Origin of the sequence: Leptospira kemamanensis (genome assembly GCF_004769665.1) — a bacterium.
Lineage (GTDB): Bacteria > Spirochaetota > Leptospiria > Leptospirales > Leptospiraceae > Leptospira_A > Leptospira_A kemamanensis.
Map to the genome: position 1 here is coordinate 241737 of NZ_RQGG01000043.1, position 22644 is coordinate 264380.

23 protein-coding genes are annotated in these 22644 nt (G+C 41.2%); 3 read left to right on the forward strand and 20 right to left on the reverse strand.

Annotation, left to right across the window (positions count from 1 at the left end; translation table 11 throughout):
- The 20 genes from nuoL to EHQ59_RS15565 all read right to left on the reverse strand — a co-directional run bounded on the left by nuoL (position 1) and on the right by EHQ59_RS15565 (position 17465).
- Positions 1 to 1929 (reverse strand): NADH-quinone oxidoreductase subunit L, encoded by a 1929-nt coding sequence (nuoL, locus tag EHQ59_RS15475; protein ID WP_135620570.1) that lies wholly within the window; start codon positions 1927 to 1929, stop codon positions 1 to 3.
- A 4-nt stretch (positions 1930 to 1933) separates the two neighbouring features.
- Positions 1934 to 2254 (reverse strand): NADH-quinone oxidoreductase subunit NuoK, encoded by a 321-nt coding sequence (gene nuoK / locus EHQ59_RS15480; protein WP_135620572.1) that lies wholly within the window; start codon positions 2252 to 2254, stop codon positions 1934 to 1936.
- The gene (locus EHQ59_RS15485) at positions 2251 to 2868 is read right to left on the reverse strand and encodes an NADH-quinone oxidoreductase subunit J family protein (RefSeq protein WP_135620574.1); all 618 of its coding nucleotides are present in this window, start codon (positions 2866 to 2868) and stop codon (positions 2251 to 2253) included. Before EHQ59_RS15485 ends, nuoK begins: the two co-directional genes overlap by 4 nt.
- Complete coding sequence (gene nuoH, locus EHQ59_RS15490) at positions 2847 to 3917, reverse strand: NADH-quinone oxidoreductase subunit NuoH (RefSeq protein ID WP_135620576.1); 1071 nt, start codon at positions 3915 to 3917, stop codon at positions 2847 to 2849. Before nuoH ends, EHQ59_RS15485 begins: the two co-directional genes overlap by 22 nt.
- A gap of 15 nt (positions 3918 to 3932) precedes the next feature.
- Positions 3933 to 5204, reverse strand: coding sequence for an NADH-quinone oxidoreductase subunit NuoF (gene nuoF / locus EHQ59_RS15495; RefSeq protein ID WP_135620578.1), 1272 nt, complete (start codon positions 5202 to 5204; stop codon positions 3933 to 3935).
- A 1-nt stretch (position 5205) separates the two neighbouring features.
- Positions 5206 to 5694 (reverse strand): NADH-quinone oxidoreductase subunit NuoE family protein, encoded by a 489-nt coding sequence (locus EHQ59_RS15500; protein ID WP_135620580.1) that lies wholly within the window; start codon positions 5692 to 5694, stop codon positions 5206 to 5208.
- A complete protein-coding gene (locus EHQ59_RS15505; protein WP_208652423.1) occupies positions 5694 to 6914 on the reverse strand; it encodes an NADH-quinone oxidoreductase subunit D in 1221 nt (406 codons plus the stop codon). Before EHQ59_RS15505 ends, EHQ59_RS15500 begins: the two co-directional genes overlap by 1 nt.
- A 16-nt stretch (positions 6915 to 6930) precedes the next feature.
- Entirely contained in the window at positions 6931 to 7452 is a 522-nt protein-coding gene (locus EHQ59_RS15510) for an NADH-quinone oxidoreductase subunit C (RefSeq protein ID WP_135620584.1), read from the reverse strand.
- Complete coding sequence (locus EHQ59_RS15515) at positions 7449 to 8009, reverse strand: NADH-quinone oxidoreductase subunit B (RefSeq protein ID WP_100718050.1); 561 nt, start codon at positions 8007 to 8009, stop codon at positions 7449 to 7451. Before EHQ59_RS15515 ends, EHQ59_RS15510 begins: the two co-directional genes overlap by 4 nt.
- Positions 8000 to 8377 (reverse strand): NADH-quinone oxidoreductase subunit A, encoded by a 378-nt coding sequence (locus EHQ59_RS15520; RefSeq protein ID WP_012476226.1) that lies wholly within the window; start codon positions 8375 to 8377, stop codon positions 8000 to 8002. Before EHQ59_RS15520 ends, EHQ59_RS15515 begins: the two co-directional genes overlap by 10 nt.
- A gap of 115 nt (positions 8378 to 8492) precedes the next feature.
- Complete coding sequence (locus tag EHQ59_RS15525) at positions 8493 to 9752, reverse strand: replication-associated recombination protein A (protein ID WP_135620586.1); 1260 nt, start codon at positions 9750 to 9752, stop codon at positions 8493 to 8495.
- A gap of 1 nt (position 9753) precedes the next feature.
- Positions 9754 to 9975 (reverse strand): hypothetical protein, encoded by a 222-nt coding sequence (locus tag EHQ59_RS15530; RefSeq protein WP_100718048.1) that lies wholly within the window; start codon positions 9973 to 9975, stop codon positions 9754 to 9756.
- Position 9976: 1 nt separating this feature from the next.
- A complete protein-coding gene (locus EHQ59_RS17800; protein ID WP_208652425.1) occupies positions 9977 to 10561 on the reverse strand; it encodes a YqaA family protein in 585 nt (194 codons plus the stop codon).
- A gap of 3 nt (positions 10562 to 10564) precedes the next feature.
- Complete coding sequence (gene pth, locus EHQ59_RS17805) at positions 10565 to 11131, reverse strand: aminoacyl-tRNA hydrolase (protein ID WP_208652427.1); 567 nt, start codon at positions 11129 to 11131, stop codon at positions 10565 to 10567.
- Positions 11128 to 12663, reverse strand: coding sequence for a (R)-citramalate synthase CimA (gene cimA / locus EHQ59_RS15540; protein WP_135620588.1), 1536 nt, complete (start codon positions 12661 to 12663; stop codon positions 11128 to 11130). Before cimA ends, pth begins: the two co-directional genes overlap by 4 nt.
- Complete coding sequence (locus EHQ59_RS15545; protein WP_135620590.1) at positions 12660 to 12935, reverse strand: Smr/MutS family protein; 276 nt, start codon at positions 12933 to 12935, stop codon at positions 12660 to 12662. The genes cimA and EHQ59_RS15545 overlap by 4 nt, the downstream gene beginning before the upstream one ends.
- 21 nt (positions 12936 to 12956) lie before the next feature.
- The gene (locus EHQ59_RS15550) at positions 12957 to 13373 is read right to left on the reverse strand and encodes a response regulator (protein WP_012388280.1); all 417 of its coding nucleotides are present in this window, start codon (positions 13371 to 13373) and stop codon (positions 12957 to 12959) included.
- On the reverse strand, positions 13370 to 16093 hold the full coding sequence (locus EHQ59_RS15555; RefSeq protein ID WP_135620592.1) for a sensor histidine kinase: 2724 nt from the start codon (positions 16091 to 16093) through the stop codon (positions 13370 to 13372). Before EHQ59_RS15555 ends, EHQ59_RS15550 begins: the two co-directional genes overlap by 4 nt.
- Positions 16094 to 16122: 29 nt before the next feature.
- Positions 16123 to 17184: an A/G-specific adenine glycosylase gene (gene mutY, locus EHQ59_RS15560; protein ID WP_135620594.1), complete on the reverse strand. Its 1062-nt coding sequence runs from the start codon at positions 17182 to 17184 to the stop codon at positions 16123 to 16125.
- Entirely contained in the window at positions 17181 to 17465 is a 285-nt protein-coding gene (locus EHQ59_RS15565; protein WP_100718098.1) for a hypothetical protein, read from the reverse strand. Before EHQ59_RS15565 ends, mutY begins: the two co-directional genes overlap by 4 nt.
- A gap of 139 nt (positions 17466 to 17604) precedes the next feature.
- Between EHQ59_RS15565 and ispG the strand changes: the two genes are divergently transcribed.
- Genes ispG through EHQ59_RS15580 form a run of 3 tightly spaced genes read left to right on the forward strand, consistent with a single transcriptional unit; the run spans position 17605 to position 22595 of the window.
- Positions 17605 to 19632, forward strand: a complete 2028-nt coding sequence (gene ispG / locus EHQ59_RS15570; RefSeq protein WP_135620596.1) for a (E)-4-hydroxy-3-methylbut-2-enyl-diphosphate synthase — start codon at positions 17605 to 17607, stop codon at positions 19630 to 19632.
- A gap of 42 nt (positions 19633 to 19674) precedes the next feature.
- On the forward strand, positions 19675 to 21363 hold the full coding sequence (locus tag EHQ59_RS15575) for a DUF2339 domain-containing protein (RefSeq protein WP_135620597.1): 1689 nt from the start codon (positions 19675 to 19677) through the stop codon (positions 21361 to 21363).
- Positions 21360 to 22595, forward strand: a complete 1236-nt coding sequence (locus EHQ59_RS15580) for a hypothetical protein (RefSeq protein ID WP_135620600.1) — start codon at positions 21360 to 21362, stop codon at positions 22593 to 22595. Before EHQ59_RS15575 ends, EHQ59_RS15580 begins: the two co-directional genes overlap by 4 nt.
- The last annotated feature ends 49 nt before the right edge of the window (positions 22596 to 22644 follow it).

Sequence of the window (22644 nt, forward strand, 5' to 3'; positions counted from 1 at the left end):
TTACACCCCCCTTGTTAATAAATACACCAAGATACAAAATGTACCAAGAACCACATACAATGCATAATCACCTATGAATCCAGATTGGAGCCTACGTAACCCATTCGCGATCACTCCAAAACTCCCACCAATCCCGAGAAAAAAACGATCTAGGATTTTGACATCAAAGGTATAAGCAATGGCTTTTGATAAAAACACATAAGGTTTCACAAAGAGCACATCATAGATTTCATCGATGTAGTATTTATGAAAGAGGATCTTACGAAAACCAGTATGTTCTTCGAGGATTGGACTTTGTTTTCTTTGGTAAATGAGATATGCTAAAATAAGACCTAAACTTGCTATCCCAACAGAAAATGCCGCAAGGGAGATCTCAACTCCATGAGTGAGTTCCGCATGTTTGGTAAACGTTCCCGTTTGGTTTGCAAGCACAGTTCCTCGTTCCAAAACAGGAGCAAAGTATCGTTCGAGTGTATCGATGTGCAAAAAGAAATGAGGAGTGAGAAAAAAACCACTGAAGACTGCTCCGACCGCTAGAACCACAAGAGGAAGTGTCATCGTCCATGGGGACTCATGTACTTTGTGGTGAGAGTCTGTATTGTCCTTTCCAAAGAAAACCACAAACACAAGTCGGAACATATAAAACGAAGTGAAAAAAGCAGCCACAACACCCACAGTCCAAAGGATGGAACCAAACGCACCGTAGGTGTAGGTTTTTTCTAAAATCAAATCTTTTGAGAAAAATCCAGAAAACGGGAAAAAACCTGCAATTGCTAAGGTTCCGAGTAAGAAGGTTAAGGATGTGATTTTGATTTTTCCAAAGAGCTGCCCCATATGTTTAATGTTCTGTTCATGGTGGAGTGCATGGATGACAGAACCTGCACCAAGGAATAACAATGCTTTGAAAAATGCATGGGTCATTAAATGGAAAAGTCCCGCCACATAACTCATGCTACCCATGGCAAGGAACATAAAACCAAGTTGGGATACGGTGGAGTATGCGAGGATTTTTTTGATATCGTTTTGCAAAAGCCCGATGGTTGCCGCAAATAAAGCAGTGAGTGCTCCAATACAGGCAATGAAAAAGGAAGTATCAGGTGCTAGGAAAAATACAAAGTTGAGTCTTACGATGAGAAACACTCCCGCAGTCACCATCGTGGCCGCATGGATGAGAGCCGATACAGGTGTTGGACCTGCCATCGCATCTGGTAACCAAACATAGAGAGGGATCTGTGCCGACTTACCCATCGCTGCAATGAAAAAGAAGAGGGCAATGAGATTGGCATAAGAAGCAAACTCGGACAGTTCACTCAAATTGGTTTGTAAGGTAAGGTATTGCAAACTCCCACCTAACCAAAAAAGAAACCCTGTCCCTAAGATAAAACCAACATCCCCAATTCGGTTTAAAATAAATGCCTTCATCCCTGCTTCTGCGGCAGAGGCTTTATCAAAATCAAAACCGATGAGTAAGTAAGAAGCAAGACCAACACCTTCCCAACCGAGGAAGGTTAAAACCAAATTGTCACTGAGGACAAGGTTTAACATACAAAAGATAAATAGATTGAGGTAAGAAAAAAACCGGTTGTATCCTTTATTGCCCTTCATATAGCCCATCGAATACAAATGGATGAGGGATCCAATGCCTGTGATGATGAGAGTCATATACAAAGAGAGTTGGTCGATTTGGTAACCAAAGGAGGTTTTGAAATCTCCAATCACAATCCAATCGAACACTGGCACAAGATGTGGTGCAGTTCGTTCCATCGGATTAAATTCGTTAAACGCACCTAAGGTGATAAGGAATGGGATAAAAACCGCAAGGGTTCCAATGGCTCCTGCAAATCGGTGTGGAATTCGATCTTTTAAGAGTCCATTATGCAAAAAACCAAGCAGAGGAAGAAGAACAACAATTGGAAATAAATCTAACATAGGATTACCATCTCATCGATTGGAGTTCATCCACGTTTGTGGATTTTTTGTGACGGAAGATCGCGATCACAAGAGCAAGGCCCACAGCTGCTTCCGCTGCAGCGATTGCCATCACAAAGAATACAATGGTTTCCCCATTGATATGAGATAAAGCTTTAGAGAAGGTAACAAACACTAAATTCACCGAGTTTAGGATGAGCTCCACAGACATAAAGATGATCACAATGTTACGTCTGATGAGGACTCCAAGAACCCCAATGGAAAAAAGGATTCCCGCAAGGCCAAGGAGATAGTGAACGGGGATTCCGCTGATGACTGGATTCATAAAACCGTATCCTTTGTTTGGTCGATTTCTGTGAGTTTCTTTTTGGCTAATATCACAGCCCCAAGCACTGCTACAAGTAACAGAATCGAAATCATTTCAAATGGCAAAAGGTAATCCAAATAGGTGGATGCACCCACAGTGGCAACATTCCCTTTGGCATTCACAGTGGCCGTTCCTTGGATGGGGAAGGAATACTCTGCATTCTCATACCCTTTTCCCATTTGTTCCGAATGAGGGACACCGGTAGTGAGTGCGGAATACAATAGGAAAAAAAATCCGATTACAAAGATCGATAACAAAACCAAACGAATGGGGTGTTTGCGATAACGAGAGAGTGTTTCTGCCCTTTGGGAAAGTAACATGAGAACAAACACAACAAGCACCATAATGGCGCCCGCATACACTAACACCTGCATGGTGGCAATGAACAAAGCTCCCATAATTCCATAAATCCCTGCGAGGGAAAAAAAGGTAAAAACTAGGGATACAGCGGAAACCACTGGATTTTTTTGGAAAATCACACTTAACGCTGTGATCACAGTCACTGTTCCAAAAAACACAAAAAGCAAAAGAGATGGTGAAGTTTCTAGGTTCATATAAATAATTTCATCCAACCTTCTTTCCAATACACAGTGTAGATGGAGGCAAACATGACAACAAATAGCCCCCAAGGGATCATCTTTTTCCAACCGAGTTTCATGAGTTGGTCATACCGAAACCGAGGAAGTGTCCAACGCACCCAAATGAACAAAAAGGCAAAAAACAATACTTTTAAGACAAAAAAACCAAGTCCAATGAAGGCTTGGTATGGGGAACCCGCACCCAATTGGAATGGCACATTATAACCACCAAAGAACAGTAAGGTGGTAAGACAAGACATGGTGATCATATTCATGTATTCGGCCAAAAAGAATAAAGCAAACTTAAATGCACCATACTCCGTATGAAAACCTACCACAAGTTCCGACTCAGCTTCTGCTAGGTCAAAAGGCAATCGGTTTGTTTCCGCAAACATGGCTGTCACATAGATAAAAAACGCAACTAATCCCGGAGGGGAGAGGATATTCCACATGTCTTTTTGAGAGTCACTGATGTCAGTGAGTTTGAGTGATCCCGTCATGATCACAATGGAAACAATGGATAGTCCCATGGGAAGTTCGTAACTGATCATCTGAGCAGTCGACCGAACACCACCAAGTAACGAGTATTTGTTGTTACTGGACCAACCGGCAATCATAATTCCGTAAACAGACAATGAGGAAATCGCAAGCAAATACAAAACGCCAGAGTCTGGGTTTGCAATTTGTAAGTCGATGGTTGTTACACCCGTAAGCGTGGTTAACCACTCTGGTGCAGGAAGTGTCCCACCAAAGGGAATCACTGCCCAAGCCATAATCGCACAAGTCATAGAAATTGTGGGAGCCAGGAGATACATTCCCTTCGATACATTTTTGGGGAATATTTCTTCTTTGGCAATGAACTTAATCCCATCCGCCAAAGGTTGGAAAATTCCAAAAGGACCCGCACGATTAGGTCCTGGTCTGTCCTGGATAAATCCAGCAAACTTTCGTTCGGCGAGGGTATAATACGCCACACCAGTTAAGATTACAAAAAATAAAGAGAGGATTTTAATCCCCCAAGCAAGTATTAAAGCCCAGTCCATCGTATTTGGTGACCTTTAGTGAGAAACACTCACTTCCTTTTTCAATCGAAGAGAAAACTCTTCCTTAAATTTCGTCATCGTAGGTCGAACTGCCATCACACATGCATCCGCTAACGGACAAATGGTGGTGCCACCTTCCATATTTCGAGAAAGAGAAAATATGAGTTCTACATCTTTTTCGGTCCCTTCTCCCACTTTGATTTTATGCAGAAGGTCTTTGACCCAATGTGTACCTTCCCGACATGGTGTACACTGCCCACACGATTCATGAGAATAAAATTCTGCCAATCGGTAAGTGGTTTCCACGAGATCTGTTTCTTCCGATAAAATGATCACTGCCCCGGAACCTAACATGGATTTGAGGGAAGCAATGGATTCATAGTCCATAGTGGCCGTCATTGCTTCTTCTGCCGTTAATATCGGAGAAGAACTTCCACCAGGGATTACGGCTTTTAACGATTTGTCGTTTTTAATCCCACCGCAGATGTCGTAGATGAGTTCCTTCATGGGAGTTCCCATTTCCACTTCATAAATCCCTGGTTTTTTCACATGCCCACTGACTGCAAAAAGTCTAGTTCCAGGTGATTTTTCTGTCCCAATTTTTTTGTATTCTTCCCCCGTCATACGGATGATATGTGGGACATTACAAAAGGTTTCCACATTGTTCACAACGGTTGGACAGGCATACAAACCCGATACCGCAGGGAAAGGGGGTTTGAGGCGTGGATGGCCTCTCCGACCTTCAAGAGAATTGATGAGAGCTGACTCTTCTCCGCAGATATAAGCACCTGCACCAGAATACACAGCCAAATCAAAATCATACCCAAGGCCTAAGATATTTTTTCCAAGAAGTCCTGCTTTGTAAGCCTCTTCCACAGCGGTTTCCACAATCCGAATCCCTTTGTGAAATTCACCACGGATGTAGATGTAACCTTGGTGAGAGTCGATTGCTTTTGCGGCAATGATCATCCCTTCAATGAGCATATGAGGGAAACGTTCGATGAGCATCCGGTCTTTGAAAGTACCCGGTTCCCCTTCGTCCCCATTACAAATTAAGTATTTTGGTTTGTCGGTTTTAGGGATGAATCCCCATTTGTTTCCTGTTGGAAACCCAGCCCCGCCACGACCACGAAGCCCAGAATTTTTGACATCATTTACGATTTGTTCGGCGGTCATTTCCGAAATTGCTTTTTTTAAACTTTCATACCCACCCACCGATTGGTAGTGTTTTAATGTATGAGAATCAGAAGCACCAATATGTGTTGTGAGTAAGGTTTTAAGTCCCATGTTATCCTTCTTTTTCCAATTCAGAAAGAATCTTTTCGATGGATTCTGGAGTTAAATTTTCATAGTATTTGTCATTGATCTGAGCGACAGGTCCAAACCCACAAGCGCCAAGGCACTGCACTTCATCCACAGTGTATCTTTTGTCTTTTGTGGTTTCCCCTTTTCCAATTCCCAATTTGGAACAAACATGTTCGGTGATGGAATCAGAACCTGCCAGATAACAAGAGATATTGGCACAAATTTGGATGTGGAATTTTCCAACAGGTTTTTTATTGTACATGGTGTAGAAGGTAGCCACACCGTGCACATGTGCGAGGGATACTGGTTCGCCAATTCGATCGGCGATGTATTGCATCCCTTCTGTGTCCACAAAACCTTTGTCAGCTTGTAATAAAAAGAGACATGGCAATATGAGAGAACGTTTGCTTGGAAATTGTGGGATGAGTCTTTGGAATCGTTTTTCCGATTCTTGTGAAAATTGATACGCCATTAACAATCAAGCTCCCCTGCAATGACATTGAGTGAGGACATCGTCGCAATGGTATCTGCCAAAAGTCCACCTTTCACCATTTCTGGGAAGGCTTGGTAGTACCAAAAACAAGGACGTCTTACGTGCACCCGCCATGGAGATTTTTCCCCTTCGGAGACTACATAAAATCCAAGTTCCCCATTGGCAGCTTCTGTGGCATGGTAGTATTCCCCTGGTGGAACTTTCACTCCGTGCATGATGATTTTAAAATGGTAAATGAGTTCTTCCATATTGTGATACACACGGTCTTTTGGAGGAAGAAACGCATGCGGAACATCAGCATGATAAGGTCCTTCAGGGATCCCATCAATCAGCTGTTCGATGATACGCATGGACTGGCGCATCTCTTCCATACGAACTAGAGTCCTGTCAAGTGCCGATCCGTCTTCACCCACAGGAATGTCAAAATCTACCTTATCATAAAACATATAAGGGTCATCTTTACGAACGTCCCAAGCGACTCCAGCCGCACGTAAGTTTGGTCCCGAAAAACCATAAGCAATGGCACGTTCTGCAGAAATCCCACCAATGCCTTTGGTTCTCTCGTTGAAGATTTTGTTACGGATGAGGAGCTCTTCAAATTCGTCTAACGCTGGTTTAAGTCCTTTTAAAATGAGTTTGATTTCGGATTGGAACTCAGGGTAAATATCTCGCTCCATTCCTCCCACTCGGCAGAAGGTGGTGGTGAGACGTGCTCCCGTGAGTTTCTCTAAAATTTGGTAAATGTTTTCGCGGTGGTGGAAAAGGTGTAATAAGCCAGAGAAGGCTCCGAGGTCCACACCCATAATCCCATTACAAATGATATGGTCCATGATCCTGGAAAGTTCGGAGATGATCATACGAACGTATGTCACACGATCCGGGACTTGGATTTGCATCATCTTTTCCACGGTGAGGATCCAACCGATGTTGTTCAGGGGAGTGGATACATAGTTCATCCGATCGGTACAAACCAAAAACTGGTTGTAGTCGTAACGTTCCCCTAATTTTTCAAAACAACGGTGCACATACCCAATCACAGATTCAGTATCAACAACTCGTTCTCCATCAATTTGGATTACGTTTTGCAAAATTCCATGGGTAGCAGGATGGCTTGGTCCTAAGTTCACGAGTAAATGACCTTCTGGTAGGTCTTTGAATTTTTGGCCGAAGTGTTCGGCTGTTTTTTCGTACATTACCATAATGATTGTTTACCGCCTAACCGGTAATATCCTCTTCTACGTGAATGGTCAGTAAATCTTCGATGAGGTAATCTTGGCCTGGACCTTCGAGTGGGTAATCTTTCCTGAGTGGGTGGCCCACAAAGTTATCAGGCATAATGAGTCGTTCCATTCTTGGGTGGTTCGAAAACGAAATCCCCATCAGATCAAATACTTCTCGTTCTGGCCAATTGGCAGCAGGGAAAATTCCCGCAATGCTTGGTATAGATTCCCCTTCTCCCACAGGAACACGAAGTTGGAAACGAAAGTGGTTGTTACTCGGAGAACGAAGGAGGTACACCACTTCAAATCTCGGTTCTCGTTTTCCTAACCAATCGATAGAAGTGAGGTCATTTAAAAAAGTAAACGCAAACTCTGGATGGTCCTTTAACGTCTGTACGACGTTTGGTAGACTTTCCTTTTGGATGCTAAAGTAGAGGAGATTGGTGTTTATGTCCCTTTGTGGGAGTAAACTATCTTTGAATTGAGTTTGGATAAATTCGGTAAGTTTTTCTTTCATGCCACTACGAGGGGTTTGTTACGTTCGTTGATCTCTTGGATCTTTTTCATGACTTCTTGGCGTCTCGCTTCTAGTCCTTGGCTTTGGACTTTTTTCTGTAATTTCACAAGGGCATCAAGTAATGCTTCTGGTCTGGGAGGACAACCCGGAACATACACATCCACTGGAAGGATGCGGTCAACACCTTGTAACACACCGTAGGTGTGAAACATCCCACCGGAAGAAGCACAAGCTCCCACAGAAATCACAAATTTAGGTTCTGCCAACTGGTCGTATATCTGGCGTAATACGGGAGCCATTTTATAGGTGATGGTTCCGAGGACTAAAATCATATCCGCTTGGCGTGGAGAAAAGGAAGGTCGTTCGGCACCAAAACGAGCGATGTCATAGTCGGCACAGGAAGTACTCATGTATTCGATTCCACAACAAGCAGTCGCAAAAGGATAAGGCCACAAAGAAAAACTTTGCCCCCACTGTACCACATTGTCAAGTGTGGCAACTTGGAACATGTCACCAAACATCTCACCTGGTTTGGATAGTGTTTCTGTTAATCCCATTCCAGTGCTCCTTTTTTCCATATATAGTATAGACCCACCACAAGGATGAGTAAAAAGAAAAACATTTCGAAAAGAAAAAACGTTCCGAGACCTGCTTCTTTGAATCCTATGAGATTCACAGCCCAAGGGTATAAAAACACAGCTTCAATATCAAAGAGAATAAAGAGGACTGCTACCAAGTAAAACTTGATATTAAAAAGTCCTCTGGCATCCCCATAATACGTGACACCACATTCAAAGGTATCTTGTGGTTTTGATTTTTTCTTTGGGTTTAAAAGAAAGGCAAGTGATAAGATCAGAGCGGAGAAACCGACTCCGAGCAAAAGTTGTAAGAGGATTGGTGCAAAACTATCCGGTGCGGATCCCATGTATGAAAATGCTCTCACGAAAGGGGTTAGTTGTCAAGATGAGAAAGAATTTCCCCTTTGTTTTCGTGTATTTTTCGAGATTCGAGGGAAAATCTCTAATTTTTGAGATAAACTCTCAATACCGGTCTCCCCATAACCTTTCCAATTGTTCTTTCAGATTTTTCTCCATGCCTTGGTTGGAAGGTGAATAAAAGCTTGGAGGGTTCGGATAAAAGGACTCAGGGAAATATCGTTCTTTCAGGAAATGTCCTGGGAAATCATGTGGGTATTTGTAACCAAGACCTGCTCCTTCGTTTTTATGAGTCGCTGTAGGTGCGTTTCTTAAATGGTTTGGGATTTGAAAGGACTGATTCCTTGCTTTCACAAAGGCCAATGCCTCATTGATTGCCACATAACTCGCATTAGATTTTGGTGCGGAAGCAAGGAAAGTGGTGCACTGCCCAAGAGGGATCCTTCCTTCTGGCATTCCCACTCGTTCCACTGCTTGCCAAGTGGCAATCGCTAAGGGCAGAGCGTGTACACTTGCATTTCCCACATCTTCACTCGCAAAAATCACAAGCCTTCTGGCAATAAAGAGAGGGTCTTCCCCACCTTCCAGCATCAGCGCCAGATAAAATAAGGCAGCATCCGGATCACTGCCCCGAAGGGATTTGATAAAAGCAGAAATGATATCATAATGGCTTTCACTATTTTTATCATAGGTGACAAGGGTATCGCCAAGGATGACGGACAACCTTTCTTCTGTGACCTCTTCCCCTTCGTTTGTGGCACTTAAAATCCGCTCCAGGTATCCAAGGAGTTTACGGGCATCCCCCGCACTCCTTCGAAAGAGTTCCTGTTTCACCACTTCTGGAATCGTTCGGTTTGTGTTTTGTTTAGTGAGGCATGCGGAAAAAATTTGGTCCTCTTCTTCTTCGGTAAGAGTGGTGAGGCGGTATACTAACATCCGAGAAAGTAAGGCTTTGTTCACACGAAAACTTGGGTTTTCTGTGGTAGCAGCGATGAGGATGATTTCCCCTTCTTCCACTGCGGATAATAATGCATCTTGTTGGGAAGATGAAAATCGGTGGATCTCATCCAAAAAAAGGACAATGGTTCCGAGGCGTTTCCCTTCTTCTAAAACTTCTCTCACTTCTTTGACACCACTTGTCACACAGCTTAAGTATCGTTTTTCCAATTTCCAAGATTCTGCAAGTAGGTGAGCCAGTGTGGTTTTTCCAGTCCCGGGAGGACCATAGAATAAAATGGATGTGGGTTTGGTAATGGATCGTAGAGCAGAAACCACTTTGGTTTGGCCCACAAATTCGGACCATGTTTTTGGCCGCACCAAGTGGGCAAGAGGCACTTGTTTGGAATTCGAAAAAAGGGAATCCAATTTAGTTTAAATCCAATTCCTTTTTCACTGCCATATAACAGTTGTAAATGGTTTCATTACACACATCACAACCGGAATGGCAACAAATCAGCGCTCGTTCCGAAACCTTTCCATCGATTAGGTTTTTGACAAAGGCAGCAGTCCGATCTGGCAAAAAGAAAAACCTGACTTTTTCTAAAATCACTTCGTCGACTGACTTAGGAAATAGTCGTTCTTCAGTCATCTTAACCTCCCGTGATCCATCCGATATACATTGCATAAAAATAAACAGAAATACGAACAAACCGAAAAAGAGATCCGAGAAAAAACAATCGGTATGGCATCTTAAACGTACCTACTGTATAAGCCATCCAAGAATACGGAATGGGAGTGAGGGCACTAAGAACCACGGCACCAAATCCAAATTTTCGAATGTAAGGGAGAAGTTTGTCTTCATAATGCAAAACCATTTGGCGGCCCAAATGGAATCTGGGGATGAGATAAAGTCCAATGTAATACGCGATCGTTCCACCAATGATACTCCCCACTGACATCGATAAGATGGTCTTCAGTGGGTCCATCTCACCTGTAATGGCTAACATCAAAAAGGCATCGGGGGGAACAAAAGCAGGAAGGCTATCCGAGAGGATCATGCCAAAAAATAAACCGACAAAACCAAAAATGCGGACAAAATGTTCGCTAAACCCAAGTAGTTCCTTTCGGAAAAAATACGCAAGACCAAACACAATGGCGAGAACAATCACAATGGAGAGAATGGTTTGTAAAAATAAGGTTCGTAAATTGATGCTAGTTTCTTGTTCTTTTGACATTGGTTATGCCTTGGTTTCTTTTAAGAGAAGGTTGCGATTCGTTCGAATCCAATCTTCGATTTTGGAAACAGAATCTTTGATGAGTGCCTGTAACTGTGTTTTTTCCTCTGCATGGAAGTTTTGCAAAACAAAGTCAGCCACTTCCATCCCCCCTTTTTCGGGTTTACCCACACCAAACCGCAAACGATGGAAATCTTGGGATCCAAGTTTTGCCACGATGTCTTTTAGACCATTATGGCCTGCAGTTCCCCCACCGATTTTGTTTTTGATTTTGCCAAAAGGCAAATCGACTTCGTCTTGGACCACGAGGATTTGGGAAGGTGGGATTTTATACAAATTGGCAAGGGTTTGAGTTGCTTTACCAGAAAGGTTCATAAACTCCAAGGGCTTCAGTAAATGGATTTTATCCCCTTCCCAGATATGAGTGCTTTCAGCATATTTTTTGGTGTCCTTAAAGGAGACACTCCATTCAGACGCCAAAACATCTAAGATCATAAACCCAATATTATGGCGGGTGTTTTTGTATTTATCTCCCGGATTTCCAAGGCCAACAATTAAAAAATGGTTCATACATTCCCAAGGATAATATGTAACATTCGTTCGGTGGCCTTGACGGCAGCAACCTGTTGGTCCGAGTCAATTCCGATGGTGCGGATGGGGTGATTGTCTCCCTCTTTTTTCCAAGTGATGACCGTTTCCACAAGGGCATTTGTATTCCCACCGGGAGGGATTCTCACTTCATAATCAAAGAGTTTGGGAATTTGGATTTTCAAGGTTTTTAAGATGGTTCCTAGGGCATTCATAAAGGCATCGTAACCCCCATCCCCTTCCCCTTTTCCTTCATAGAATTTGCCTTGGTACTTCACTTTCACCTCAGCTTTTGGTTTCACTCCAATGCCACTGGTGACAGTGCATGTTTCGATCCGAAAACTGGATTCTAAATTTTCGCCTGTGATGTCTGAGATGATGTATGGTAAATCTTCTTTGGTGACTGTTTTGTTTTGGTCCCCTAGCTCAATCACACGTGCGAGAACCTTTTTTTCGATCTCAGGGGAGAGAACCATTCCCAATTGTTTTAAGTTTTCTGTGATACTAGCTTTCCCAGCTAACTTGCCGAGTGCGTAGACACGACTCCTTCCAAAACGTTCTGGGAGGATGGGATTGGCATATAAATTCCCCTTTTTGTCTCCATCGGCATGGACACCTGCCGTTTGTGTGAATACATCTTCGCCCACAATGGGTCTGTTATCCGAGATTCGTTTTCCAGAAAATACTTCTACAAGCCTAGAGGAACTAGTGATTTCTTTTTCAACGACAGAAGTTCTAAATTTGGTTTTGTCATGAAGAGCGGTGACAACAGCTTCCAAAGGAGAATTCCCTGCACGTTCCCCAAGACCGTTCACAGCAACATGGAGTCCTCGAACCCCTGCTTTCACTGCTTCCAAACAATTTGCAACCGCTAAGTCATAATCATTATGCCCATGAAACTCAAACCATAAATTGGGAAATAGACTAACAAGATCTGTCACAGCGGTTCGGACTTCTTCTGGTGATAAAACACCTAAGGTATCCGCTAAATAAAAACGTTTGATGGGAAACTGGGAAACGGTTTGTAAATACTGAATGACATAGTCTCTGGAATGTAAATATCCATTGGACCAATCTTCTAAATAGACATTGACTGTGATTCCTGCCTTGGTCGCAAAATCTATAGTTTGTTTGATATCGGAAAAATGTTCTTCGGGAGTTTTTCGAAGTTGGTTTGTTAGGTGGTTAAGGGAACCCTTTGTCAGAAGGTTTAAGACCTTTACACCTGTTCCTTTCATCCACTCCACAGTTTTGTCTGAGTCAACAAATCCTAAAATTTCGATTCTTTCTTGGAGGCCTTCTGCTTTTGCCCACTCTATGATTTTCCTTACAGCTTCAAATTCACCAGGGGAAACTCGAGCACTGGCAATTTCCACACGGTCTGTTTTTAAATCCTTTAAAAGGTGTTTGGTGATGTTTAGCTTTTGTTGCCAAGAAAACGAAACCCCATTGGTTTGTTCCCCATCACGCAAGGTTACGTCTAAAATTTCTATTTTGGAATTTGGATCTGTCATGCTTTCAATCGATTGATGTATTCTTTGGAAGGAGCAAGGATTTCCACAAGGGTGCTCCCTGGGTTCTGTCGAAACATAGGGTCGGATTCCACTAATTTCAAAAACCCTGAGGTGGTCACGTAGTCAATCGCCATTCGACGTAAAACTCCTTCCCCAATCCCATGTAGGATTTCTACATAGGTTTCCCCGTCCATAAAGGCTTCATGGAGTTCCCTTTCGAGTTTGGTCCGAGCTTCTTCGAATCGGAGTTTGCGGATGTAAATCGTACGCACCGTAAGTCCAGAAAATTGGACTTAGGTCAAATTGCAACAGAAACGAACTGCATCCAAAAGTTCCTTGGTGTTCCAAGGTTTGGAAAAAATCGCGTAGGTTTTGGCTTCCTCTTTCACTCGATTGATCGCATCCCTGTCTGCATGCCCTGAAATGAGGATGGATTTAATATGAGGGTATTTTTGGTGGACTTTGATGAGAAATTCGTCTCCCCGCATCCCAGGCATAAGCCAGTCCGAAAGAATGAGAATCACTTCCACACCCGATTGGCAGAGGTCATCGATCACTTCCATCGCTTCCTCCGGGTTTTGGGCCGTTTCATATGTGTAACTGCCACCAATCTCCCTTTTGAGTTCTTGTACGAGAGAGAGGAGAAGAATGGGTTCGTCATCTACACATAGAATGGCATTTTTCTCATTTTTGATTTGTGATAAATTCAAACTGTTTCCCCTTCCAAAACTTTTGGTATGTATACCCGGAATTCCGTTCCCGTAGGATCAGAAATAAAATCGATTTTTCCATTCATTTTCTCCACGATTTGTTTACAAATGTCAAGCCCAAGCCCAATCCCCTCTCCATGTTTTTTTGTCGTAAAGAAGGGCAAAAAGATCTTGTCTTGGATCTCAGGTTCAATGCCTTTCCCACTATCTTTAATGGATGTTAGGATAAATTCGGACTCACTCGTGACAGAAATTTTAATTTTGCCCTTATAGTCCATAGCTTGTAAAGCATTATTGATTAAATTGATCCAAACTTGGTTGAGTTTATCTCGATCCGCCAAACAAGAATCAGATGTGAAATAGTTCTTAATGATTTCGACATCTTTTTTGATTTTGGCTTGGTAAAGTGTTAAAATCGAATCCAATTCGGAAGGAATATTCACCTGTTGTGAGTTAGTGTCGCTGACTGATTGATCCGTGTACAAATAATGTTTGAGTGCATTGACTACATGGGCGGCTTTATCTGTAGCTGATTGAACCACATATACCAATCGGTATAAACTCCCCAAGGTAACTACATTTTGTAAAAGGAGACTCGACCCTGGTTTTTGGATGATCGAAAATATCCTAGAATCCCAATGGGTGACTCCAATCGATGTTAGATGGTCAAGGACATCTTCTGGATTTTGAATGTTTTTTTCTCGTAAGAGTGCCAATCTTTCTTTTTTTTCGGCACGACTCATTAGGCCAGAGCTTCGATCACCAAAATTCATGCTTAACAATAGGAGAGTTTTGAAATCTTCCAAAGCTTCGTGATCTAAAGATTCTAAAAATTCAGGAAGTTTGATCACATCTTTTTTTAGAATTTCGGACATGGCACGCACACTCGAAGAGATCGCACCTAGTGGTGTATTCAACTCATGGGTGATCCCTGCTGCAAACTGACCAAGTGCCGCCAATTTTTCACTGAGTAATAATTGGTTTTGTGTGTTATGGAGATCGAGTAAGATCCGTTCTTTGGTTTCCACAGTATCGAGTAAATTTCGATTGCTTTCCATGAGAGCAACCGTTCGTTCATTCACAATTTTTTCTAAATTGGTATTGGTCTCCATCACCATACGCTGGCTCGCACTGACACGTTCAAAACTAGATTTCAGCTCTCTCGACATAAACCGAAACGATTCCGAAAGCCCACGGAGTTCTGCGATCATACTTTCCCCAACGGGAAAATCCCAATCCCCTTTTGCCAATGATTTGCTAGCACTGGAAAAACGAAGGATGGGTCTTGTGACAAGTTCCGCTAAGATGACTGCCAAAATCAAACTGAGTAAAATGGCCCAGGCAAATACCATTGCCGATTCACTATTTCCCGAATACACCCCACTTAAATAAAAGGAATTAGGAAACAAAGTCACAAGAAACATTGTGGATCCTGCTTTGGATACTTCGTAACGAGAAACATTGGCATTCCAAGTTTCCCGAGACAAAGGTTTTTTCGTCACAACAGGAAAACGTAAGTTTGTTTCGGGATAACGAATGTCCGTGATTTGTTTATTGAGTTCCACACGTAAGGTTTCCAGGAGTAAGGATGTTTTTGGTTCATTGGATACACTCGCGACCAAAGACAAATCCGAATCGAGTAAATACACTCGCCCTTGGGTATTGACAACGGAAACATCTAATAATTTTTGTAAGGCAATTTTGTCAGAAAAAAGATTCCCATCTCTTGATTCTAATTCGGTTAATTGTAACCGTATGTTTTTTGACCATTGTTTGTGTAAGATTTCCACCATATGGTAAGCGGAGTCTTCGGCATTTTTTAAGGTTACATAGGATGTGATTCCCACAAGAACCAATACCAAACAAACAAAGGGAGCAACGATAAACAGTTGTAAGGAAATCCCAGTGCGGTCTTCTTCTACTTGGTCAGAGAATTTCCATTCCTCAGAAGTGGATGTCCAAACTAACCTTGGTTCGGTGATACTCACTTCTTTTACTTGAAAGGGAATTTCCGCCCAAAAATATCCCATTTTTTTGACAAAGGGATAAAGGAATAAAGTCGCAAAGGGAGCTAGGATCCAAGTGAGACCTGTTGTGAAAATTAATGCGGAACTAATCGTACGGTAGGAAATTTCAGATCCAAATTGTTTGGAACAGAGAAATCCCCATAAAAACGGTTCTAATACTAAAAATAAAACGACAAAGATCGAATAATAAATCCAAACTCTCACATTACGAAAGTTTGGTGATTTTCCAATCATTTGGTAGGAAATCCAAAACAAAGTTGGATTGATGAAATAACCAGGTAACCAGTCCCATAAAAAATCAGGTGGAACTCCCTCAATCAAATCAGAAAGTCCATAGGCAAAAGGAACCGCAAGTAAAGCAGGATATCCAAAAAAATTCAAACAAAGAAAAACAGATAAATCTTTGAGGCTTTCTAAGGTTTGGGCACCAGGAATGAGAACCACAGAACTACCGAGGTAACCAGTTACAAATATCAATACAAAGGTGATGAGAAAAAAATAAAAACTCTTAAGGTTCCATGTCCAAACTTCCCTGGAGATGCGGAACTGTTTTCCATTCCGAAACGTAAATCCCGTATTCGCGAAAATAGCGACAAGGGAACCGAGTAAAAACGCAAATCGACCCCAAACTTCTAAGATTGGCAGAGGAATTTTGGAAATGATGAACTCAAGCCATACAAGGATCTCTGCCATGACCCAAATATCGTAAGGAGAATTTAAGATTAGTAAAGCAAAATCTTTTTTACTTTCTTCGCAAGAGAAGATGGGAACTCAGATTCCAATTGTTCGAATCCTACCCACTTCCATTCCACACCCAAAGAATCTAGTTTTGTCTCTAATTCTTTGGAGTCAGCGACTGGGAGAAAAAGAACAGAATATTCTAATTTATGATGGGTAATGGTGTGTTTGATGGTTCCAAGTGAAGGAAGAGTTTTCCATTGGGATCGCAAAAACAAAACAAAGTCGGAAGGAGAATAAAGTTCATTTGGTACCTCTCCTATAAATCCAGAAGGAAGGTGAAACATCCCTTTTAAAAATCGATTTTCTTTTTCTTTGATCAGTAAAATCAAATCATCCTTTTGGAAAACCCAAATCTCTCCTTGTAAGAAGATTTGTTTTTTTTGTTTTTCCCGAATGGGAATCTCACTTGTTTTCCCATGGATTCGGGCAAAACAACCATCCAAGAGTGGACAAAGTAAACACTTGGGAGATTCAGGAAGGCAAATGGTCGCACCGAGTTCCATCATGGCTTGGTTATGGTCACCTGGACTCGATTGGTTCAAAAATTCATCTGCTTTTGTTTGCAAATGAAGGTCAGCCTTGGGACCCAAAATATTTTCCGTATAACCAAAGTAACGTGATAACACTCGTTTGACATTTCCATCAAGAACGGCATGGGGAAGGTCATACGCAATGGACAAAACGGCTCTTGCTGTGTAATTGCCAATGCCAGGGAGTTTCAAAACCAAATCCAAATCTTTGGGAAAGGATCCGTTGTATTGGTTTACAAGTTGGATGGCAGCTTTTCTGAGATTTCTTGCACGGCTGTAATAACCAAGTCCCTTCCAATAGGAAAGGACTTCTTCTTCAGTCGCGCTTGCAAGTGTTTCTGGATTCGGAAAACGTTTCAGAAAATTTTCAAACAATGGAAGCATCGCAGCCACCCTCGTTTGTTGTAACATCACTTCAGAGATCCAAATGGGATAAGCCTGTTTTTTTTTACGAAAGGGCAGATCCCGTTTGTTGAAAAGATACCAGTCGTGGAGTTTTTTCTGTGGGTTCAAATGTCCGAATCTTGGATGCTATAACGAAGGTAGGTATTACAACTACCCTCTTCGGTATAACGGACTAAATCATAGTCCAAGCGAGTCGAACGGAAGAATTTAGAATGAGCCAATCGTTCGCGGATTTCTTGGCGGATATGGTCCCGAGCTTCCTGTCTTTTGTCATAATAAGCAGGTGATAAAATTTCACTTTTATAGGACAAATTACCCTCACGGTAAATTGCCACAGTCACCTGTACTCGGTATTTGCGTTGTAATCCTTGTTTAACTTCCGTGTTCATTGGTTTCAAAAGCTCAGGTTGTATCCTAAATAGATTTTCGGTTTGGGAGGGAGGGAAATTGAAAGTCACAGATTTTTTTCATACTGCTTGCCCAAAATTTCGAATTTAATTTTCTAGATAATGAGAACATAAGATTCAAATGAGCACCAAATATAACGAATCGCCCTTTTTCTACAGAAGACGTCCAACACGAGAAGTGAAGGTAGGAGACGTTGGAATTGGAGGAAAAAATCCAATCCGCGTCCAATCCATGATTACATCTAACACAAGAGATACGGACGCAAGCATCCAACAAATTTCTGATTTAGAAAGAGCAGGTTCTGAAATTGTTCGCCTAACAGTTCCTAGCCAAGCAGATGCAGATAATTTACCGAATATCCGAAAACGAATGAAGGAACTCGGACTCAAAGTTCCTCTTGTGGCAGACATTCACTTCACCCCACAAGTTGCCTTAAAATGTGTGGAATGGGTGGAAAAGGTGCGAATCAACCCAGGCAATTTTGCAGACAAAAAGAAATTTGAAATCATTGAATACACAGACAAAGACTATAACGAAGAACTAGAGCGAATCGAAGAAGTTTTCACTCCCCTTGTTTTACGTGCCAAGGAACTTGGGGTTGCCATGAGGATTGGGACAAACCATGGAAGTTTGTCAGATCGCATTATGAATCGATTTGGTGACACTCCTCTTGGGATGGTGGAGTCCGCTTTAGAATTCATACGCATTGCCGAAAAAAATTCTTACAAAGATATCGTGGTTTCCATGAAAGCTTCTAATCCACAAGTGATGATCCAAGCCTATCGAATGTTAGTGGCAAGATTCTATGACTTAGGAATGGATTATCCCCTTCATTTGGGTGTGACCGAAGCTGGAGATGGAAAAGACGGTAGGATCAAATCCGCAATTGGAATTGGAAGTTTACTGGAAGATGGACTTGGGGATACGATCCGAGTTTCTCTTACAGAAGATGCCATTCACGAAATTCCCGTTGCCAAAGAACTGGTTCGTAAATACAACGAACTCTTTTTGGATTCATTCACAAAAAAAGAAAACGTCCTCAATAAAGAAAGAGAAACCATTTATACGGAATTTCGAGACCCGTACCAATATTCACGTTTTTATTCCAGGGAACTCACAATTGGTGAAACCAAAATTGGTGATTCCCATCCAGTCAAAATCGAATCTTGTTTTCCATTTTTTGGAGAAGGCACAGCAGAAGAAGTCCTCCACCTCATCCAAAGAGGAACAAAATCAGGTCGAGTGCCTGAGCTCTTACACTTTCACATTGATTCGGAAATGGATTTACTCTCTCTTGGAACAATGGTAAGGCGAGGATCCTTTCCTTTACCTGTTTCTATCTCCCTTTCAGATGATTTGCTTTACCAATATGATGCGCTCGCAGAAGAACTATACAAATTCCAAAAATGGGTGATCTCCCCTTCTCTCTTTTTGAAAGAATCAGAAGAATCATGGGATGACCTTTTACAATTTGTCTCTCGTTTTGCAAAAGACAAACGTTCGGTGGAATGGTCCATGGATGTTTCCCAAATCGAACAAACGAAAACCGTTTTAAAAGAATGTAAAAAAAGAAAAATCGAAAATATCCTTTTTTCAGTGAAAGACGGTGACCTTCTTTCTGTCAGAAGGCTTGCTTGTCTATTGCAAGAATCAGATTATCCGATTGTCCTATCTGTTTCTGGGAACAACAAAGAGCAATTGATGTATGATGCATCCATTCAAGCTGGTGGAAATTTACTGGATGGAATTGGAGATGTGATTCGACTTTCTTATGGTGATGGCGAAGCAGAAGAATGTTTGCATTTGAGTTTTGATATCTTACAGGCAACTCGCTTACGTTTGACAAAAACAGAATACATTTCCTGCCCATCTTGTGGCCGCACAATGTTTGATTTACAATCCACCACTGCCAAAATCAAAGAGAAAACAGGCCACCTCAAAGGTGTGAAAATCGCGGTGATGGGTTGCATCGTGAATGGACCGGGAGAGATGGCCGATGCCGATTTTGGTTATGTGGGGGCTGGTGTCGGTAAGGTTCACCTCTACAAAGGAAAGGAAATTGTCAAAAAAGGAGTTTCCGAAGTCGAAGCCGCGGACCTTCTCATTGAACTCATTCGAGAAAATGGGATGTGGAACGACCCAGAATAAAAATTAGTTTCCCTTCGATTCTTCCCTAGTAAATTCATCCAGGTGGAAGAAAAAGAAAGAAAAGAAATTTTATCCAAAATCCAATCGATGGAGAGGGAACTTTTTTTCTTAAAAGAGAAAGTGCTCTCTCTTTCTGATCCGAAAACCTCTCCGAAGCAAACTAACACCGATTTGCCAAAAGAAAGTCCTCTCCTTGTGACACCAGTCTCTGTATCTCTAGAAGAAGGACCCAATTGGTTCATCCAATGGATTGGCCAAAACTTATTTGTGAAACTAGGTGTGTTTTCTCTCATCCTCGCTTCGATTTGGTTTTTTTATATGGCCATTGAAGAGTATTGGATCAATGAATCAGTTCGGATTTGGATTGGGATTCTCTCTTCCTTACCGATCCTATGGTATGGATACAAAACACGAAAGACAAGGCCTTATCTTTCTCCCAGTTTATTTGGTCTTGGTATTGCCGTTTTATTTTCTGCGTATTACTCGGGTTATGTTTGGTACGATTTGTACGGCACAGAGACTTGTTTTGTAGGGCTCATTTTACTTAGTTTAACTGCCGTTGGAATCTCTTATGCAGAAAAAAGTGAAGTTTTGTTTGGGTTTGCCAGTTTGGGAGTTTTTCTTTCACCCATTTTAGTCTCCACCGGTCAAAACTCTTATCCTTTTCTCTTCACGTATTTACTCATTTGGAATGCCCTTTTCTTTTGGATTCGAAAGAATATGAATTGGAAGGTGATTCCACTTTTGATTTTATTTGCAAACCATTTAATCTTTGCTACATGGGCCGAATCCAAACTGGAAGAAGCGAAAGTATTTTTCCCTTTGGTTTTTCAATTGGGAGTTTATTTATTCTTTTTAATCAGAGAATTCCAAGTTTTAAAAACAATCAAAGAAGAAAACCCAATCCTGACCTTAGTCACCATTGGTTTTACATTAGGACTTGGGTTCCTTCAATCCTTTTGGATTTTTGGAATTTTTTATCCCACATTCAAACCATTTTTACTTACATTGGTTCTCATCAGTTTTTATGCTGTATACCAAAAGTCATTAAAAGAAGTAAGTTTGACAATCGATACGAAAAAACTCTATGATATTGTGGGTCTCTTTGGATTACCACTCATCATCAGTGTGATTGTGATGGGGATGACAGGAAAGGCTTTGGCATTCAGTCTCATTACATTTGCTTTCGTAGTCACAATGGCCGCCACCTATTCCAAACAATTGTACATGTACTTAGCAACTTTTCCGGTTTGGTTCTTTGCTTTGTTTTATGTCTTTGCTTTCACTTACCGTTCGTTCAATGAAATCCCATTTCTCAACGGAAGATTTTTGATTTTTGTTACGGGCAGTTTATATTTGGCACTGTCTTATTTTTATAGCAGAAAGTTTTCTGGATTTTCCAAACTCTTTCTGTATGCGGCGTATCCATACTTTTTACTTGGAAACTTTGTCGAAATTCATTTGGGTTTTCCAGAAGAAAAACGACTGTTCCTCTATTCCATTAGTTTGATCTTTTATGGACTGATCACTTTAGTGATTGGTTTCCAAAAACAGTTTCAATCTTTAAAAGTAGTCGGATTTGTCTCACTGGCACTTGTCGTCGCCAAATTCTATTTATACGATTTTTGGAATCTATCTTTAGGTTACCGTATTCTCGCTGGATTATTTTTAGGAATCACCCTCATTGTTACGGGAACATTTTATAATCGAATCAAAAAGGAAACTACATGAAATCACGATATCAAATTTGTTTACTCACATCCTTACTCTTCACAGGTTCAATCCTTGCAAGACCTTTGCCTGTTGAAAATTTTAAATACAAAAAAGAAATCACCATCAATACAAAAAACTCATCAAATCAAATCGTAAAAGTTTTACTCGATGATGAATTTTATAAACATTCCTTTTATGGAGATCTTCGGATCACAAAAAACGGCGAAATTGTTCCTTATCGCATTCAAAATGCCGAAGAAATCAGTAAATACACAGAAAAACTCAAACCAGAACTTCTTTTTACCAAAAAAGATGATATTGAAATCTATGTATTAGAACTTCCGAAACTCCCAGAAGGAATGAGTTATTCGAAACTAACTGTTTCCAGTGCTTATGATTATGAAACGTCCATCACACTCAAATTAGGTGAGAATCCAGAAAAATTCATCGAAACCAAAAACGTATTTTTGTATAAATATGGTTCTCAAACCTCTGGAGAAATTGATTTAGGAAACACAAAATATCGATACGTTCGTTTAGAAGTAGAAAACGGATCCAATCTTAAATTTCCATCCGTCACCCGAATCAAAGAAAACAAAAATCTTTTTTTTGAAAAAAGCCAAACGATACCAAACCCGATTTTGGAAGAGAATTCTGTTTTATTTTCCTTTCCCAATGAAAACCAAAGTAGTTTCCAAACCATCAAACTTAGTTTTGAAGAAAAAAATTGGGAACGATACATCACCGTTCGCGGCAAAATCAATAAAAAGGAATGGGATACTGTTTTCCAAGGAAATATCAATCATAAAGAAAACGATGGAACCTATACGGAAATTCCTATTTCTTCCCCAGTGAGTTCTGAGTTCACCATCCAAATTGAAGATGGTGAAAATGATACCTTACATTTAAAAGAAGTGATCACCGTGCAACCTTTAGAAGAGATATTGTTTTTTAGAGATACAAATGAAGAATCCCAAAACTATGTTTTGTATTATGGAAATCCTTACCAATGGTCTGCTAATTTTGATCCCTATACCTATCCTTCTTCGGAAAATACAAAAGAAACATCTCCCGTAGAAGGAAAACTTGGAAATGAAATGGAAAATCCTGAGTTTGGATTCAACTTACTGTATCCACCTATCTCTGGTTATATCACGTCCATTCTCTTTTATTTAGGAATTTTCACTTTGCTTGGATTTATCTTTTCCATCTTAAAGTCAAAACGCCTGGCCATCAAAGAAACGGCGTAGAAGGAAGCAATTGGTTTTCGATCCCAAAGAAAACCTCGAATGCAGTGGG

Excerpts from the sequence above, each read along its gene's own strand:
- nuoH (WP_135620576.1), bottom strand. The coding sequence starts at position 3,917 with ATGGACTGGGCTTTAATACTTGCTTGGGGGATTAAAATCCTCTCTTTA.
- EHQ59_RS15530 (WP_100718048.1), bottom strand. The coding sequence starts at position 9,975 with ATGACTGAAGAACGACTATTTCCTAAGTCAGTCGACGAAGTGATTTTA.
- EHQ59_RS15505 (WP_208652423.1), bottom strand. The coding sequence starts at position 6,914 with ATGGTAATGTACGAAAAAACAGCCGAACACTTCGGCCAAAAATTCAAA.
- pth (WP_208652427.1), bottom strand. The coding sequence starts at position 11,131 with ATGAACCATTTTTTAATTGTTGGCCTTGGAAATCCGGGAGATAAATAC.
- ispG (WP_135620596.1), top strand. The coding sequence starts at position 17,605 with ATGAGCACCAAATATAACGAATCGCCCTTTTTCTACAGAAGACGTCCA.
- nuoF (WP_135620578.1), bottom strand. The coding sequence starts at position 5,204 with ATGGGACTTAAAACCTTACTCACAACACATATTGGTGCTTCTGATTCT.
- EHQ59_RS15520 (WP_012476226.1), bottom strand. The coding sequence starts at position 8,377 with ATGGGATCCGCACCGGATAGTTTTGCACCAATCCTCTTACAACTTTTG.
- EHQ59_RS15515 (WP_100718050.1), bottom strand. The coding sequence starts at position 8,009 with ATGGGATTAACAGAAACACTATCCAAACCAGGTGAGATGTTTGGTGAC.
- EHQ59_RS15555 (WP_135620592.1), bottom strand. The coding sequence starts at position 16,093 with ATGGCAGAGATCCTTGTATGGCTTGAGTTCATCATTTCCAAAATTCCT.
- nuoK (WP_135620572.1), bottom strand. The coding sequence starts at position 2,254 with ATGAATCCAGTCATCAGCGGAATCCCCGTTCACTATCTCCTTGGCCTT.
- EHQ59_RS15510 (WP_135620584.1), bottom strand. The coding sequence starts at position 7,452 with ATGAAAGAAAAACTTACCGAATTTATCCAAACTCAATTCAAAGATAGT.
- EHQ59_RS15580 (WP_135620600.1), top strand. The coding sequence starts at position 21,360 with ATGAAATCACGATATCAAATTTGTTTACTCACATCCTTACTCTTCACA.
- EHQ59_RS17800 (WP_208652425.1), bottom strand. The coding sequence starts at position 10,561 with ATGTCAAAAGAACAAGAAACTAGCATCAATTTACGAACCTTATTTTTA.
- nuoL (WP_135620570.1), bottom strand. The coding sequence starts at position 1,929 with ATGTTAGATTTATTTCCAATTGTTGTTCTTCTTCCTCTGCTTGGTTTT.
- EHQ59_RS15500 (WP_135620580.1), bottom strand. The coding sequence starts at position 5,694 with ATGGCGTATCAATTTTCACAAGAATCGGAAAAACGATTCCAAAGACTC.
- cimA (WP_135620588.1), bottom strand. The coding sequence starts at position 12,663 with ATGACAGATCCAAATTCCAAAATAGAAATTTTAGACGTAACCTTGCGT.
- EHQ59_RS15565 (WP_100718098.1), bottom strand. The coding sequence starts at position 17,465 with ATGAACACGGAAGTTAAACAAGGATTACAACGCAAATACCGAGTACAG.